This is a genomic window from Pseudomonas sp. UBA4617 (assembly GCF_002386445.1).
Taxonomy (GTDB): Bacteria; Pseudomonadota; Gammaproteobacteria; order Pseudomonadales; family Pseudomonadaceae; genus Aquipseudomonas.
In genome coordinates, this window is record NZ_DGIR01000039.1 from 270240 (window position 1) to 286564 (window position 16325).

Annotated in this window: 14 protein-coding genes; 5 read left to right on the forward strand and 9 right to left on the reverse strand. The window is 63.2% G+C overall.

Annotated elements, in window-relative coordinates:
- Positions 1–26: 26 nt before the first annotated feature.
- The 6 genes from B4L76_RS18580 to B4L76_RS18605 form a co-directional block, all read right to left on the reverse strand.
- Positions 27–3653, reverse strand: coding sequence for an ATP-binding protein (locus B4L76_RS18580; RefSeq protein WP_296234523.1), 3627 nt, complete (start codon positions 3651–3653; stop codon positions 27–29).
- A gap of 7 nt (positions 3654–3660) precedes the next feature.
- On the reverse strand, positions 3661–4278 hold the full coding sequence (locus B4L76_RS18585) for a response regulator transcription factor (protein ID WP_296234524.1): 618 nt from the start codon (positions 4276–4278) through the stop codon (positions 3661–3663).
- Positions 4279–4560: 282 nt separating this feature from the next.
- On the reverse strand, positions 4561–5892 hold the full coding sequence (locus B4L76_RS18590; protein WP_296234525.1) for a deoxyguanosinetriphosphate triphosphohydrolase: 1332 nt from the start codon (positions 5890–5892) through the stop codon (positions 4561–4563).
- Positions 5893–6072: 180 nt separating this feature from the next.
- On the reverse strand, positions 6073–6402 hold the full coding sequence (locus B4L76_RS18595) for a hypothetical protein (protein ID WP_296234526.1): 330 nt from the start codon (positions 6400–6402) through the stop codon (positions 6073–6075).
- The gene (locus B4L76_RS18600) at positions 6399–6773 is read right to left on the reverse strand and encodes a phage holin family protein (protein WP_225777001.1); all 375 of its coding nucleotides are present in this window, start codon (positions 6771–6773) and stop codon (positions 6399–6401) included. Before B4L76_RS18600 ends, B4L76_RS18595 begins: the two co-directional genes overlap by 4 nt.
- A 9-nt stretch (positions 6774–6782) precedes the next feature.
- Complete coding sequence (locus tag B4L76_RS18605; RefSeq protein ID WP_170029062.1) at positions 6783–7097, reverse strand: DUF883 family protein; 315 nt, start codon at positions 7095–7097, stop codon at positions 6783–6785.
- Positions 7098–7409: 312 nt separating this feature from the next.
- Between B4L76_RS18605 and B4L76_RS18610 the strand changes: the two genes are divergently transcribed.
- From B4L76_RS18610 to B4L76_RS18630, 5 genes are all read left to right on the forward strand, one after another.
- Complete coding sequence (locus tag B4L76_RS18610) at positions 7410–8618, forward strand: ammonium transporter (RefSeq protein WP_296234527.1); 1209 nt, start codon at positions 7410–7412, stop codon at positions 8616–8618.
- A 74-nt stretch (positions 8619–8692) separates the two neighbouring features.
- Positions 8693–8932 (forward strand): glutaredoxin family protein, encoded by a 240-nt coding sequence (locus B4L76_RS18615; protein ID WP_296234528.1) that lies wholly within the window; start codon positions 8693–8695, stop codon positions 8930–8932.
- Positions 8933–9038: 106 nt separating this feature from the next.
- Entirely contained in the window at positions 9039–9470 is a 432-nt protein-coding gene (locus tag B4L76_RS18620) for a D-Ala-D-Ala carboxypeptidase family metallohydrolase (protein WP_296234529.1), read from the forward strand.
- 65 nt (positions 9471–9535) lie between these two features.
- Positions 9536–9844, forward strand: coding sequence for a transcriptional regulator (locus tag B4L76_RS18625; protein WP_170029066.1), 309 nt, complete (start codon positions 9536–9538; stop codon positions 9842–9844).
- A gap of 51 nt (positions 9845–9895) precedes the next feature.
- Positions 9896–10780 (forward strand): pseudouridine synthase, encoded by an 885-nt coding sequence (locus B4L76_RS18630; protein ID WP_296234533.1) that lies wholly within the window; start codon positions 9896–9898, stop codon positions 10778–10780.
- Positions 10781–10868: 88 nt separating this feature from the next.
- Here B4L76_RS18630 and B4L76_RS18635 read toward each other — a convergent pair whose 3' ends face one another.
- From B4L76_RS18635 to acnA, 3 genes are all read right to left on the reverse strand, one after another.
- Positions 10869–12434, reverse strand: coding sequence for a methyl-accepting chemotaxis protein (locus B4L76_RS18635; protein WP_296234534.1), 1566 nt, complete (start codon positions 12432–12434; stop codon positions 10869–10871).
- A gap of 198 nt (positions 12435–12632) precedes the next feature.
- Positions 12633–13409 (reverse strand): CPBP family intramembrane glutamic endopeptidase, encoded by a 777-nt coding sequence (locus B4L76_RS18640; RefSeq protein ID WP_296234535.1) that lies wholly within the window; start codon positions 13407–13409, stop codon positions 12633–12635.
- Between the two features lie 73 nt (positions 13410–13482).
- Entirely contained in the window at positions 13483–16224 is a 2742-nt protein-coding gene (acnA, locus tag B4L76_RS18645; protein ID WP_296234536.1) for an aconitate hydratase AcnA, read from the reverse strand.
- Between the last annotated feature and the right edge of the window lie 101 nt (positions 16225–16325).

Here is a 16325-nt window from a genome sequence, read left to right on the forward strand (position 1 = left end):
GGTAATAACGCCGCGCAGTCTACCAGTTAACACGCCTGGCTGCCTGTCTGTGTGCAGGTATCTGCGGCCAGTTCCCTGGCCAGGGCTCGTTCCACCCGGCCCATGTGCCGCGCCAGTGCCTGCCGTCGCAGGCGCAGCTGGACGGTGGACAGGCCGCCGGCTTCCAGGGCTTCGCAGGCTGCCATCAGCTCGGGCGCTTCCAGCATGCGTGCGGCGCTGAGTACCTTGTGTGCCTGTTCGGCGATGGCGTTGCTGTCGTGTTGCGGATCCAGCGACATCAACGTGGCCAGGTCGACCCGCAGGCTCTGCCGCAAGGTCTCGAGGAAGCGCTGGCGGTCGTTGGGGTCGTGCCCGACCACCGCGGCCAGACCATCCAGGTGATACAGCTTGCGCCGGCGTGGCTGCGTACGGCGCGGGCGAATGCCGGCCAGGCGCTGGCTGAGTGTGCTCAGGCTGATGGGCTTGAGCAGGCAGTCATCCATGCCGGCGTTCAGGCATTTGCGCCGTACCTCGGGCTGCGCGTTGGCGGTGTAGCCGAGAATGGTGCAGCGCGGGCGTTTGCCGTGGCTTTCCTCGGCCCGTACCGCGGACGCGAGTTGATAGCCGTTCATCTGCGGCATGTTGCAGTCGAGCACCAGTACATCGAAGTCGCCCGCCCGCCAGGTGGCCAGGCCTTCGTGGCCGTCGGCTGCGCTGGCATGTTCCAGGCCCAGGTAACCAAGCTGTTGTGCCATCAGTTGCAGGTTGGCCGGATGGTCGTCGATCACCAGCACGCTCAGCCGTGGGTCAGGCACCTCGAGTTCCTCGGGCAGCGGGGCCGCCAGCGCGGCGCCGTCGACCCGCTGCAGCGGCATCTTCAGGCGTACCTGGGTACCGACATCTTCCAGGCTCCTGATACTCAGGGTGCCTCCCATCATTTCGCACAGGTTGCGGCAGATGGCCAGGCCGAGGCCGGTGCCGGCGCGGGCACCCTGGCTGTGCGGGTTGGCCTGGATGAACGGGTTGAACAGGCGTTGCAGGTCGTCAGCGGGTATGCCGATGCCACTGTCGCGCACTTCCAGCTCCAGCACAGCGGGGCTGCAGGCCTCATCCAGGCTGACGTTGATGCGCACCTGGCCGTGTTCGGTGAACTTGATGGCGTTGCTCACCAGGTTGGACAGCACCTGCTTGAAACGCAGCGGGTCGAGCTGTGCATGACAGCGTGCGGCGGGGTCGATCAGTACCTCCAGGGCCAGGCCTTTCTGCCGTGCCTGACCTTCGAAGATGCGCCCCACCGATTCGACCAGGCCCGCCAGGTCGACTACCTCAGGGGCAAGGTTCAAGTGCCCGGACTCGATGCGCACGATATCGAGGATGTCGCCGATCAGGCCCAGCAGGTCCTTGGCCGAATGGTGGGCCAGCTCCAGCGCGCTGCGGTCCACCCGACCCTGGTCGGCACGCTTGACTGCCAGTTCCAGCATGCCGATGACCGCGTTCATCGGGGTACGGATCTCGTGGCTGATGGTCGCCAGGAACGTACTCTTGGCGCGGTTGGCATCGTCGGCCTGCTGCTTGGCCTGGCGCAGCTCCATCACCAGCTGGCGGCGCTCACTGATGTCGATCCAGCCGCCGATGATGCCCTGCACCTCGCCCAGGGAGTCGCGATAGGGAAGTATCCAGTGATAGATGGTCATCTCGCGGCCCTTGATCCGCAGCGGCCGGTCCATGATCAGCGGAGTGCCGGCTGCCATCACCCTCTGGTAATCCGCTTCGATCTGGCGGATATGCTCGTACTCTGCGAACAGGCTGTCGTTCAGACGTTTGCCTATGACCTCATCGGAGCAGGCCTGTACAGCTTCAAGGTAACTGAAGTTGCAACTTTGCAGGCAGCCGTCGCGATCACGTACGTACATGGGGTGGGGCGTGCCATTGAGCAGGGCGCGCATGAACGCCAGCTGGTCGTTCAACGCACGTTCGGCGCGTTGGCGTTGACTGATCTGCAGGCGCAGGCGGGCATTCCACAACAAGGCCAGCAGCAAGAGCACGGCCGCGCCCAGCACCAGTTGTACCGCGAGCCGACGGTAGTCCTGGCTGTTGCCGTCATCGTGCAGGCCGAAGCCGCGCCAGCGGTTGTTGATCACCCCCAGCTCCTCTGGCGAGATGCTCATCAGTGCCTTGTCGAGGATCGATACCAGCACTGCGGAGGAACTGTTGGTGGCCATGGCGAAATTGGCCGGTTCGCTGCCAACGGTGGTGCGGATGACCAGCTCGGGGTTGCTGGCCAGGGCGTGGTTGGCGTCTACCAGGGGCGTGATCAGCGCGTCAACTGCACCGCTGTTGAGCAACGCCACGGAATAGAACGTACTTTCCGTCTCTACCCAGCCAACCTGCGGATAATTCCGTGACAGCATGGCGTCCATCGCGCTGTAGCGGTTGATGGCAATGCGGCGCCCGTGCATCTGGTCCAGCGAGGTCAGCGCTTCGCTGTCCTTGCGGCTGACCAGCACATAGACGCTTTCCAGGTAGGGGCGGCTGATTTGCAGGTTGCCCTCGGCCTGCCCGCCAGTGGCCAGTGCGGCAATGACGTCGGCGCGGCCATCCTTGAGGCGGGCAATCATGTCGGCGATGCCACTGGCGCGCTGCACGTCGAAGCGCAGGCCGGTACGCAGGCGAATGAGTTCCAGCAGGTCGGCGGTGATGCCACGGAAATAGCCGGCTGCATCGAAATAGGACAACGGCGCGGCGGTGTCATCGATCACCACGCGCATCACCGGGTGATCCCGTAACCATTGTTCCTCGGCCTCGGTCAGTTGCAGCTTGCGCTCACTCAGCAGCAGATCGCCGCCGGCGGTCCAGCGCTTGAAAATGCTGGCGCGTATGGCCGAAGGCTGGCTATCCAGCACGCCGTTCACCAGCTCCATCAGCAGCTTGTCCTGCTGGCGCATGGCAAAGCCGAAGCCGATGGCCTCGTGCTTGCCGAAACTGGCCATGCGCAGGCGCGGCAAGTGGCCTCGGTTCAGCTGGTAGTGGGTGGAAATGGTATCGCCGATGAACACGTCGGCTTGGCCGAACGCAACCGCGTTCAAGGCCTCGCTGGAAGAGCCGAAGGCCAGCAACTCAGCCTGCGGGTAGGCGTTGAGCACCTCCCGCCTGGGCAGGTAATGGTAGAGCATGCCAAGGCGCATGCCGGGCAGCCCTCTGTCGAGAGCGCGGCTTTCGTCTTCCCGTGTTACCAGCACCGGTTGGTCGATGGCATACGGTTGCGAAAGCGCCAGGCCATCAGCAGCCGCCTCGTAGCCATTGGCACTGCCAAGCAGGTCGATATCGCCACGCCGCAGCGCTTTCACCGCTGCCTGCCGGCTGGGAAAGCGCAGCACCTTGACCGGCAACCGCAGAGCCTTGCCGATCAGGCTGGCGTATTCGGCTGTCAGGCCCTGGTATTCACGGCCGCCGCTGGTGATGTCGAACGGCGGGTAGTCCGGTGCCGAGGTGCCCAGCACCAGTTCCTGACGGTTTTCCAGCCACTGCCGTTGTTCGGCGGTAAGCGCTGGCTGGGTGGGCCGGGCGGTTGACCGGGCCAGCAGCGTGTAGGACGAGGCCCCTTGAGGTGTAGCCTGCGCCACGCTACTGAACAGGAACAGGGCGAGCAGCAGACGAGTGATGTGACACGCCATGACGACCTCAGACCAATGCGTTGCGCTTGGCCATTTCGATCAGGTCGACCAGCGTGTCGGCCTGAAGTTTGTGCATGAGGCGCTTCTTGTAGGTACTGACCGTCTTGCTGCTGAGAAACATGCCCTTGGCTATTTCCTTGTTGCTGCGCCCTTGGGCGAACAGCTGCAGTACCATCAGTTCACGATCATTCACCTGTCGGAAAAGTTTCAGGTCGGCATCTACCGCCTGGTTGTGCTTTATGGCCTGGCTGGGGAAATAGTTGTATCCGGCCAGCACGGCCTTGATTGCACTCAGCAGTTCGCTCAGATCCTCCTGCTTGCATACATAGCCTGCGGCACCCGAGTGCATGCAGCGCACGGCAAACAATGCCGGTGATTGCGCAGTCAACACCAGAACCTTCAGTGGCAACGCCATGGCCTGAAAGCGGGCAAGCACCTCCAGCCCGTCCAGCTTGGGGATGCTGATGTCGAGAATGACCAGGTCGGGGTTGGTTTCGCGAATCATCTGCATGGCGTCCACGCCATTGTCCGACTCGCCGACAATCTTGTAGTTCTGGTTTTCCAGCAACATACGCACGGCCAGGCGGATGACAGGATGGTCGTCGACAATAAATATGGATTGCATGTTCAACTTCCCTGCGGGCTATTGAGGTGACAGGCGGCACCTTATCGCAGTTGGAAGTCATCGGGGACGCGAGGAAGGGCTATTAGCCCCATATGGGAAATGGCTTACACGTTTATGCAAGTCTGGCTACGAAATATGGATTTTATAGCGGATGTCAAAGCAAGTTTGGTAACCAATCTTTAATATTTAGCCCCGTTGTTTATATTGCCGATTGTATATGTAGGAAGTTTCCTTCGGTCAGCGCTGGCAGCCCCGGGCAGGCCCGGGCTGCAGCGGCGCGGTTCAGGTCGGGCTGGAACGCCCGGTCATCTCGCGCGCCATTTCGCTGGCATAGCTGTCGGTCATCCCGGCGATGAAGTCGATCATGCGCAGGAAGGCACTGTACAGAGAACCGTGCGGGTCAGGGGCGTTGTTGCCGATCAGGTCCAGCACCCGGCGGCTCTTGAACGACGGCGTGCGCCCCCCGTGTTGCTCGAGCGCAGCGCCACAGAAGGTGTTCAGCAGAATTTCCAGGGTGGTGTAGGCGCCGATCTCGTGCAAGGTCTTGCGTTTGTCCTGGAAGATCTTGTTGCGCGCCATGGCCTTGGCCTGCAGCACGCAGCGTTTGGCCGGGCCGTGCATATGTTCGACCAGGTCGCCCACCAGCTGGCCGGCCAGCAAGGCCTGCTGTTGCTCGACGAAGGCCCGCGCGGCGGCGTTGGTCAGGTGTTCGATGGCCTTGCCGCGCAGGATGGCCAACTTGCGCCGGCGGGAATCGCCCGGGCCGAGCTGGCGGTAGGTTTCCGGCAGGTCCTCGCCGACCAGGTCGAGCAGCAGCGCTTCGACTTCGGCGTATTGCAGCAGCTCCATTTCCAGGCCGTCTTCCAGGTCGATCAGCGCATAGCAGATGTCATCGGCGGCCTCCATCAGGTACACCAGCGGGTGGCGCGCCCAGCGTTGATACTCCATTTGCGGCAAGCCAAGCTTGCGGGCGATCTGCTCGAGCAGGGGCAGCTCGCTCTGGTAACTGCCGAACTTGTGTTTCTTGTAGCCCAGGGCGTCGGCGTGGCGTGCGCTCCACGGGTATTTAAGGTAGGTGCCGAGGGTGGCATAGGTCAGCCGGGTACCGCCGTCGAACTGGTGATACTCCAGCTGGGTCAGTACACGAAAGCCTTGGGCATTGCCTTCGAAGTTGAGGAAGTCGGCGCGCTCGTCGTCGCTCATGTCATCCAGCCAGCCACGTCCGGCGGCTTGCTGGAACCAGTGGCGGATCGCGTCTTCGCCAGAGTGGCCAAACGGGGGGTTGCCGATGTCATGAGCCAGGCAGGCCGACTGCACGATCATCCCCAGGTCGCTCGGGGCGCACCAGTCCGGAAGGTTGTCCCGCAGGGTTTCGCCGACGCGCATGCCCAGCGAGCGTCCTACGCAGCTGACCTCCAGCGAGTGGGTCAGGCGCGTGTGGATATGGTCGTTGCTGGAAACCGGGTGCACCTGGGTCTTGCGCCCGAGGCGGCGGAAAGCACCGGAGAAAATAATGCGGTCGTGGTCTTTGTGAAAGGGGCTGCGCCCGAGCTCATCGGCGCTGTATAGCGCTTTGCCCAGGCGTTCGCGGGTGAGCAGGGTGTGCCAGTCCAAGGCGCGGTCTCCTGTGCATCGAAGGCAATAGCTTCCTGTGTCGGGCGTCCATGCGCAAGGGGCAGTTGTCTAACTGGGCTGTGGCAGCGGCCTTGTCCGCGATTGCGCCGGTGATTGTACTGCGCATTCGCGGATCGACCCGCTCTTACAGTGGCTGATGCCACAGGATTGATTGACCCGTCAGGGGCGGCGGCTGCCTTGCAGATACAGGCGCACCAACGGTAGCAGGGTGCTACCCAGGCGCAACAGCCGCGCGAGGTTACCGCTGCGCACGCCCTTGCCGGTGAGGAAACCCAGCGCGACCACGGCGCCAATTCCCCACAGCGGTGCATGCTTGATGCCGAGCCCGTCGTGCAGCGAGTTGCCCATTCCGCGCACGCGGCGCAGCGGCTCGAGCAACTGCCCGGACTCATGGCGGATTTCCTGGCGGTGCATTTCCATGCGCAGGCGCAACAGTGCCTTGCGCAGTTCACGAGGGTTACGTGTGTTTGGCAGTTCTGGCAGGCTCATGGCAACAGGCGCTCCCGGTCCTTGGCGAGTTCCTCGAGGGTGGCACCGAATGGTGACGACTCATCGAACACCGCAGCTTTCAAGCGCAATCCGCAGTACAGCGCGGCAATTCCGTAAAACACGCACAGGCCGATGATGCCAGCCAGGCGATAGCTGTCCCACAGCAGCACCAGCAGCAGCCCGGAGAGGGCCGTCAGCAGCAGCAAGGCGAACACCAGGGCCAGGCCGGCGAACAACAGCAGGCTCAAGGTGCGGCCCTTCTGCTCTTGCAGTTCGATGCCGAACAGTTCGATATGGCTGTGCAGCAGCCCCAGCGCGGCCGCACCCAGGCGCTTGCCAGCAGCGCTGGCGCCGTTGGCGTCGTTATCCATGGTATCCCCTCAGTGGCGGTTGGCCAGCAGGCCGATCAACAGCCCGACGCCCGCTGCGATGCCGATAGCCTGCCACGGGTTTTCCTGCACGTACTGTTCGGCGCTGCCCAACGCTGCCTGGCCGCGCTCGCGTACCGAGTCCTGGGTCAGCTGCAAGGTTTCGCGGGCCTGGGCCAGGCGCTCGTGAATCTGTCCGCGCAATTCGTCCGCCTGGTCACCAGCCAGGTTGGCAGTGTCAGCCAGCAGCTTCTCGGTGTCGCGTACCAGTGCCTGGAAGTCAGCCATCAATATCTCTTGTGCAGTCTTTGCCGATTTGCTGGCCATGGGTGTCTCCCTGTCGATGAATGTTGGTAGTTCGAGTGATAGCACATGCCGAAGGTTCAAGTGCCGCTGCTGGTATGGGCCTTGCTAAGGCTTTGCCACGTTGCGGGGCGCTCAAGGCAGGTATTGCGCCGATACAGGGCGTCAGCGCAGCGGCTACCGATAAACCTTAACCCAATCCACGACAAACCCAAGAAAAAACCGCGCAGGCTCCGCCGAGCTCACCGAAACAGGGCAAGGGGCTGGCACCGATCAGGTGCATCGATGCAGGTTCTTGAACTGTTCTGGTGCCTTTTCAGCAGGTCTGCCTACTTCATGGAAAACACGCACAGCGCGATGGACACTCTGGTCCACGGTTCCAATACCCTGTTCATTCTCATGGGCGCCATTCTGGTGCTGGCCATGCATGCCGGCTTCGCGTTTCTCGAAGTGGGCACGGTGCGCCACAAGAACCAGGTCAACGCCTTGTCGAAGATTCTCAGTGATTTTGCCATCTCGGCGCTGGTGTACTTCTTTGTCGGCTACTGGATCGCCTATGGGGTCAGTTTCCTGCAGCCGGCCGCCGCGCTGGCGGCCGACCAGGGTTATGCGCTGGTCAAGTGCTTCTTTCTGCTGACCTTCGCCGCAGCGATCCCGGCGATTATCTCCGGGGGCATTGCCGAGCGTGCGCGCTTCGTGCCGCAGTTATGCGCCACGGCGCTGATCGTGGCGTTTGTCTACCCGTTCTTCGAGGGTGTGGTGTGGAACGGCAACCTGGGGCTGCAGGCCTGGTTACAGGCCCGCTTTGGCGCGCCGTTCCATGACTTTGCCGGCTCGGTGGTGGTGCATGCCATGGGCGGCTGGCTGGCCTTGGCGGCGGTCCTGCTGCTGGGCGCGCGACGCGGGCGCTATCGCGATGGCCGGTTGGTGGCGTTTGCGCCGTCGAGCATTCCCTTCCTGGCGCTGGGGTCGTGGATCCTGATCATTGGCTGGTTCGGTTTCAACGTCATGAGTGCGCAGACCCTGCAGGGAATCAGCGGCCTGGTGGCGATCAACTCGCTGATGGCCATGGTCGGTGGCACCCTGTCGGCCTTGCTGGCCGGGCGTAACGACCCGGGCTTCCTGCATAACGGGCCACTGGCCGGTCTGGTGGCGGTCTGTGCGGGTTCCGACCTGATGCACCCGATTGGCGCGCTGGTCACTGGGCTGGTCGCGGGCGGGCTGTTCGTCTGGACCTTCACCGCGGCACAGAACCGCTGGAAGATCGACGATGTTCTGGGCGTGTGGCCATTGCATGGCCTGTGTGGTGTGTGGGGCGGCATTGCCTGTGGTGTGTTCGGCCAGGCGGCCCTGGGCGGCATGGGCGGTGTCAGCCTGGTCAGCCAGTTGCTGGGCAGCCTGCTGGGCGTGCTGGTGGCGCTGGCCGGTGGCTTTGCCGTGTACGGTGCGATCCGCGCGCTGCATGGCCTGCGCTTGAGCCATGAACAGGAGTTCCAGGGGGCCGATCTGTCGATGCACCGTATCGGCGCTACCAGTCAGGATTGAACCTGGTCAGGTGCGCAGGGGGCAGCAGCGGCCTAGAATAGGCTTCCCTTCATGCCAAAACCGGAACCTGCCCCATGCTGCCTGAATGCCAACTGTTCGGCACCCTCGGCTGCCACCTGTGCGAAGTGGCCGAGGCCGTGCTGATGCCCTTCGTCGATCATGGCCTGCTGGTGGAGCTGGTGGATATTGCCGAAAGCCAGGCCATGTTCGAGCGTTACGGCCTGATCATTCCGGTGCTGCGGCGCTGCGATAACGGCGCCGAGCTGCATTGGCCGTTCGATGCCGAGCAGGTTGTGGCGTTTCTCGCGCAATGACGGCACCAGGGGAGGCGCCTCCCTGCTCCATGGGGCGCGCTGGGTCGTGATGATCATCTGCCGGCACGCCGAGGCCGGCCGTTTCCACCGATCATCAGGACCCGCCATGCTCATTTCCCCCCATTTCACCCTCGCTGAAATGACCGTTTCACAGCTCGCCGCCAGGGAAGGGCTGGACAACGATCCGCCAGCCGAGGCGCGTGCCAACCTGCAACTGTTGTGCAATGTCCTGGAGCAGGTTCGCGCGCTGTTTGGCGCGCCGGTCATCGTCAGCAGCGGCTATCGCAGTCCGGCAGTCAACAGCCGCATTGGCGGGGCGCCGACAAGCAAGCATTTGCAAGGGCTGGCCGCCGACTTTACGGTGGTTGAAGTAAGCCCGTGCGAAGTCGTGCGCCGCATCAGCGAAAGCGCCATTCCGTTCGACCAGTTGATCCTCGAGTTCGAGCAATGGGTACACCTGTCGGTGACGCCAGGCGCGCCCCGGCGACAGGTGTTGACCATCAGCAGAGACAGCGGCTGCCAGGAGGGGCTGCAATGAAGCGCATTGACGAATGTAAGGGGATGTTCGTATGCTGTATATAAATACAGTGTCGAGGTAAAGCCATGCTCAACGTCGAGCAACTCAAGTACAGCGTCAACCGCATGCCCGTCGAACGGGTGGCGGACGCCGTTCTGGAACTGCGCCTCGAAGGCCTGGTCACCGACGACCGCACACCGTTCGGCAAGGTCCACTTCAATACCTGCTTTGCAGAAATTGAGGCCTTGTTTCAGCGTGCCGGCTATCACCGCGGGCTGGATGTCGTGGGTTATCAGGGGTTGCTGTATGCCCTGTACGACCCCGGCCGCTGGGAGCCGGTGCAGGTACTGCGTTGGCTGAAGGAACGCAGCGAAGCGATGGCCAAGGCTGGTTGAGGGTGCGGGCTTGGGGGATAATGCGCGGCCGTGAATGTTTCGAGCCCCGCCATGACCACGCCGTTCGACCCCGCCCGCCAGCAAGCCAGCACAGTGTGCCTGCCACCCGGTAATTGGGCGACGGTACTCGACTGCCTGTGTGACCATTTCAAGGCAATCGACCGGGCTCAATGGCTTGATCGCTTTGCCCGGGGCCGGGTGCTGGATGCCGAGGGGCTAGCTATCTCGGCTGAGCTGCCGTACAAGCGGGGCATGCGTTTGCACTACTTCCGTGAAGTGCCGAACGAGCGGCCGATTCCGGTGCAGGAGGCGGTGCTGCACGTTGATGATCACCTGGTGGTGGCGGACAAGCCGCATTTCCTGCCGGTGACGCCGACCGGGGAATATGTCGAGCAGACCTTGCTGCGCCGCCTGATTCACCGCCTCGGCAACCCGCACTTGGTACCGTTGCACCGTATCGACCGGCATACGGCCGGGCTGGTGCTGTTTTCCGCCAATCCGCAGAGTCGCAGTGCCTACCAGCGGCTCTTCCCTGAGCGGCGTATCGAAAAGCGCTACCAGGCCATTGCCGCAGCCATGCCGCAACACGATTTTCCGCTGGTGCACAAAAGCCGCCTGGTGCATGGCGAGCCGTTTTTCCGCATGCACGAAGTGGAAGGGGAGGCTAACAGCGAAACCTGGGCCGAAGTGCTGGAGAAGCATGGCGACCTGTGGCGCTATGGGTTGTCGCCGGTCACCGGCAAGACCCACCAGTTGCGTGTGCACATGGCGGCATTGGGTGCGGGTATCAGCAATGACCCGTTCTACCCGCTGTTGCTCAAGGACCAGGATGACTATCAGCGGCCGTTGAAACTGCTGGCGCAGAGCTTGCGTTTCGAGGACCCACTGAGCGGGGAAGAACGCTATTTCGAGAGCCGTTTGCGCCTGGATTGGTGACCTGGAGGATTCAGGTACAGCGCCAACTTGAAGTCAGCGCAGTTCCCAAGGTAGCTACTCTGTTCGCGGTCAAGCTTTTCTGAGGGGCTCAGCGGTTGAAGCGCTCCACCAGTGAGTACTGGGTACCCGCGGTACTGGTCAGCTCCTCGCTGAGCAGCGCCGAGTGCTGGGCCTGTTCGGCGGTCTGGTCGGCCAGCTCGGCAATGGTGCTGATGTTGCGGCTGATCTCGTCGGCTACCGCGGTCTGCTCTTCTGTCGCGGCGGCGATCTGGGTTGCCATGTCGGTGATGTTGGCCACCGCTTCGCTGATCCCGACCAGTGCCTCGTCGGCCTGCATCACGCGTTCGACGCCTTCCTGCGCCTGGCGGTGGCCGGTTTCCATGGTCAGTACGGCATTGCTGGCAGTCTGTTGCAGCTTGGCGATAAGCCCGTGAATCTGCCCGGTGGACTCGGCGGTGCGCTGTGCCAGCTGGCGCACTTCATCGGCCACCACGGCAAAGCCACGGCCCATTTCACCTGCACGCGCCGCTTCGATGGCTGCGTTCAATGCCAACAGGTTGGTCTGATCGGCGATGCCCTTGATCACATCGACCACGCCACCAATCTCGTCACTGTCCTTGGCCAACTGGGTGACTGTCTGGCCAGTTTCGCCTACCGCAGCCGACAGGCGCTCGATGGCTTCGCGGGTTTCCCCGGCGATCTGCCTGCCCTGGCTGGTCAGGCGGTTGGCTTCCTGGGTGGCATCGGCGGTGCGCTGCACGTGGTTGGCCACTTCCTGGGTGGTGGCGGCCATCTGATTGACTGCGGCGGCGACTTGCTCGGTTTCCACACGCTGACGTTCCAGCCCCGAAGAACTCCTGTGCGCCAGGGCGTCGGACTGGCGCGCCTGTTCGCTGAGGTGTTCGGCGCTGTCCTGCAGACGGGTCAGGCAGGTTTTCATGCGTGCGTCCTGGCTCAGCATGGCCATTTCCAGGCGTGCCTGTACCCCGCGGCTGTCAGTGTACATCTGTGCGATCAGCGGGTCGGAGGTGGTCTGTTCGGCCAGGCGCAGCAGGCGCTTGAGGCCGCGCTGCTGCCAGCCCAGACCGAGCAGGCCCAGGGGTACGGAAAGCCCGGCGGCCAGGGCGAAGCCCCAGGAATGGCCGAGCCAGTTGCCGATCAGGAAGCCCACCTGGCTGATCAGGATGAACGGCAGCCAGTCCTGCAGCACCGGTAGCCACTTGTCGCGGCGTGGTACTGGCGGCTTGCCCTGGTTGATCCGTTGGTAGAGCGCCTCGGCGCGACGAATCTGTTCGGCAGTGGGTTTGACCCGCACCGATTCGAAGCCAACCACCTGGTTGTTGTCGAAGATCGGCGTGACGTAGGCGTTGACCCAATAGTGATCACCGGACTTGCAGCGGTTCTTGACAATACCCATCCACGGCTGGCCCTGCTTGAGGGTCTGCCACATGTGCGCGAACACGGCTGGCGGCACGTCCGGGTGGCGTACCAGGTTGTGTGGCGCACCGGTCAGTTCTTCGCGGGTGAAACCACTTATCTCGATGAAAGCATCGTTGCAGTAAGTGATCACCCCTTTGGCATTGGTGGTAGAGATCAACCGCTGCTGGGCAGGGAAAGTCCTTTCTCTCTGGGTAATCGGCTGGTTGTTACGCATGGGTTGATAGTCCGCAGGGCTTTCCAAAGCTATCGGCAAGGCCCTGGTTTTATTGAGTGAATATTTGCAAGGCTTGATCTGTGGCAATAGGCCATTATTCAGTCTGGGTTAGTCGCCGGGCATGTTCAGGCTTGTTTGCGTCATTATTGCGTTTTTACTGCGGATTAATGACGTAGAAGTCAGATGATGACCGATTAGCTAGCCAAGAGCCAGCATCGAGTAGCTGAACAGCGTGAAATGCATCAGGTTCAGGCCGAAGTGGCAAAGCACGGCTGCCGCCACGCCGCCCCAGCGGTATGCCAGGCCGTAGCCCAGACCAGCGAGGGTGGCCAGGTATACCCATTGCCAGCCAGCCCCCAGGTGGGCCAGGCCGAACAGCATGGCGGCGGCGAACAACGCCAGCCCCTGATGGCGCAGCATGCGCTGCAGGCTGCCTTGCAGATAACCGCGAAACAGCAGCTCTTCGGTCAGGCTGACCAACAACAGGTTGTTCAGCAACCACAGCCAGGCCTGTTCGGGCCATTTCGGCGCCCATGCAACCATGCCCAGGGCCCAGGCGCCGCCCAGGCAGGCAAGCAGGGTCAGGGGCAGCACGTACAGCAGGCTGGCCTGCAGGCCCTGGCCGCGCCAGATGATCAGCCAAGGGCAGGCCAACAGCAGCCAGGCGCCGATCAGCGGTTTGTCCAGGTTCAGGTACAAGGTGAAGGGCTGGGCGCCGGAGCTGAGGATGGCGCTGTCGATGACCTTGGCTGCGTTGAAACCGGGCAGCCAGTGCAGCGCCAGGGCGATAGCCAACAGGATGAACAGTATATGGCCCAGGGCTCGTAGCCAGCGCTGCGGGCGACCAGCAAGCAGGGCGCAGACAAGCAGGGCGAGGAAGGTGGGCAGGGTGGCGATGCCAAGGTTGCCGAGGTTCAGGGCCAGCGTGTAACCGAGGGCCAGAAACAGGAGAACGATCAGGTGGAGGCGAGGCACGAGTGGTCCTTCTCGGGTAGATGGAAACGGGCCGCTACCCATCGCCTGCGGGAGCGGCCCAAGCATACCCGATTCAGCCGGCGATCAGCTGACGCAACACATAATGCAGGATTCCCCCTGCCTTGAAGTACTCCACCTCGTTCAAAGTGTCGATGCGGCAAAGCACTTCGATCTGCTCCTGCTGCCCATCCTCGCGGATGATGCGCAGGGACAGGTTCATGCCTGGGTGGAGTTCCGCGCCGGTCAGGCCCAGGACATCGATCTGTTCCTTGCCGGTCAGCCCCAGTTGCTTGCGGTTGTGCCCGGCCTTGAACTGCAGCGGCAGCACCCCCATGCCCACCAGGTTGGAACGGTGAATGCGTTCGAAGCTTTCTGCGAGCACCGCCTTGACGCCCAGCAGGTTGGTGCCCTTGGCCGCCCAGTCGCGGCTTGAACCGGTGCCGTATTCCTGCCCGGCAATCACTACCAGCGGAGTGCCGGCTTGCTGGTAGCGCATGGCGGCGTCGTAGATCGGCAATTTCTCGCCAGTGGGCACGTGCAGGGTGATGCCACCTTCTTCGCCCGGCAGCATTTCGTTGCGGATACGGATGTTGGCGAAGGTGCCCCGCATCATCACTTCATGGTTGCCACGCCGCGAGCCGTAGGAGTTGAAATCGCGTGGTTCCACGCCCTGTTCACGCAGGTAGCGCCCGGCCGGGCTGTCGGCCTTGATATTGCCGGCCGGGGAAATGTGGTCGGTGGTCACCGAGTCGCCCAGCAGCGCCAGTATTCTTGCGTTCCGGATATCCGTGAGCTGCGGTGGTGGCCCGCCGATGCCATCGAAGAACGGGGGATGCTGGATGTAGGTGGAGTCAGCCTGCCACGCGTAGGTGGCTGCCTGAGGTACTTCGATGGCCTGCCACTGCGCATCGCCAGCGAACACTTCGGCGTATTCCTTGTGGAACATCGCCGTATCGACCTTGGCCACGGCCGCGGCGATTTCCTGCTGGCTGGGCCAGATGTCGCGCAAGTACACCGGCTGGCCGTCGTTGCCGGTCCCCAGCGGGTCGCTGGTCAGGTCCAGGCGCACGGTGCCGGCCAGGGCATAGGCCACCACCAGCGGCGGCGAGGCCAGCCAGTTGGTCTTCACCAGCGGGTGCACGCGGCCTTCGAAGTTGCGGTTCCCCGACAATACCGAGGCTACGGTGAGGTCGGCGCTGCCAATGGCCTTTTCGATCGCGTCATCCAGCGGGCCAGAGTTGCCGATGCAGGTGGTGCAACCATAGCCGACCAGGTCGAACCCCAGTTGGTCGAGGTAGGTGTCGAGCCCGGCGGCCTTGAAGTAGTCGGTGACTACCTTGGAACCCGGCGCCAGCGAACTCTTGACCCAAGGTTGGCGCTGCAGGCCTTTCTCCAGGGCCTTTTTCGCCACCAGCCCGGCGGCCATCATCACGCTGGGGTTGGAGGTGTTGGTGCAGGAGGTGATCGCAGCGATCACCACCGCGCCATCGCGCAGGGTATGGGTCTGGCCTTGATGGCTGTAGTCGATTTCTCCGGCCTGGTCGGCGTTGCCCACCGCCACGCCGCCGCCACCTTCGCTTTCCAGACGGCCGACTTCCTTGGCAAGGGGTTTGGGCTGCAGTTCGATAAAGTGGTCGAAGGCCTGGCGGACCTGGCCCAGGGCCACTCGGTCCTGCGGCCGCTTGGGCCCGGCCAGGCTGGCCTCCACCTCGTGCATGTCCAGCGCCAGGCTGTCGCTGAACAGCGGCTCCTGCCCCGGCAGCCGCCACAAGCCCTGGGCTTTGCAGTAGTGCTCGACCAGTTGCACGGTCGCCTCGGGGCGGCCGGACAGGCGCAGGTAGTCCAGGGTTACCTGGTCGACCGGGAAGAAGCCGCAGGTGGCACCGTATTCCGGGGCCATGTTGGCGATGGTCGCGCGGTCGGCCAAGGGCAGCTCGGCCAGGCCATCGCCATAGAATTCGACGAACTTGCCGACCACACCCTTCTTGCGCAGCATCTGCGTCACCGTCAGCACCAGGTCGGTGGCGGTGATGCCTTCGCGCAGCTTGCCGGTCAGCTTGAAGCCGATCACTTCCGGGATCAGCATTGATACCGGCTGGCCGAGCATGGCCGCTTCCGCTTCGATGCCGCCCACGCCCCAGCCAAGCACGCCCAGGCCATTGATCATGGTGGTATGTGAATCAGTGCCGACCAAGGTGTCCGGGAAGGCGTAGGTGCGGCCATCGGCCTCACGGGTCCAGACGGTGCGGCCCAGGTATTCCAGGTTGACCTGGTGGCAGATCCCGGTGCCTGGCGGTACCACGCTGAAGTTGTCGAAGGCGCTCTGGCCCCAGCGCAGGAACGCATAGCGTTCACCATTGCGCTGCATTTCGATGTCGACGTTCTCGCTGAAGGCCTGTGGCGTGCCGTAGCGGTCGACCATCACTGAGTGGTCGATCACCAGGTCCACCGGTGACAGCGGGTTGATCCGCTGCGGATCGCCACCGGCCTTGGCCATGGCGGCGCGCATGGCGGCCAGGTCGACCACGGCCGGCACGCCGGTGAAGTCCTGCATCAGTACCCGCGCCGGGCGGTACTGGATCTCGCGGTCGGAACGCCGCTCGCCCAGCCATTGGGCAAGGGCACGCAGGTCGTCGCCAGTGACAGTCTTGCCGTCCTCCCAGCGCAGCAGGTTTTCCAGCAGCACCTTCAGCGACATCGGCAGGCGCTGCAGGTCGCCCAGCTGTCGGGCGGCTTCGGGAAGGCTGAAGTAGTGGTAGGTCTGGTCACCCACCGTGAGGGGCTTGAGGGTGTTCAGGCTATCGAGCGAGGGCATTGCCAACTCCTTCTGCGCCGGTGGCCGGCAATGGCTCAGGCCTGCCGGGGCACCGCTCTGTGTCGGCCCGCACGCTGCGGACCTGGCTGAAAGGTCAGGTT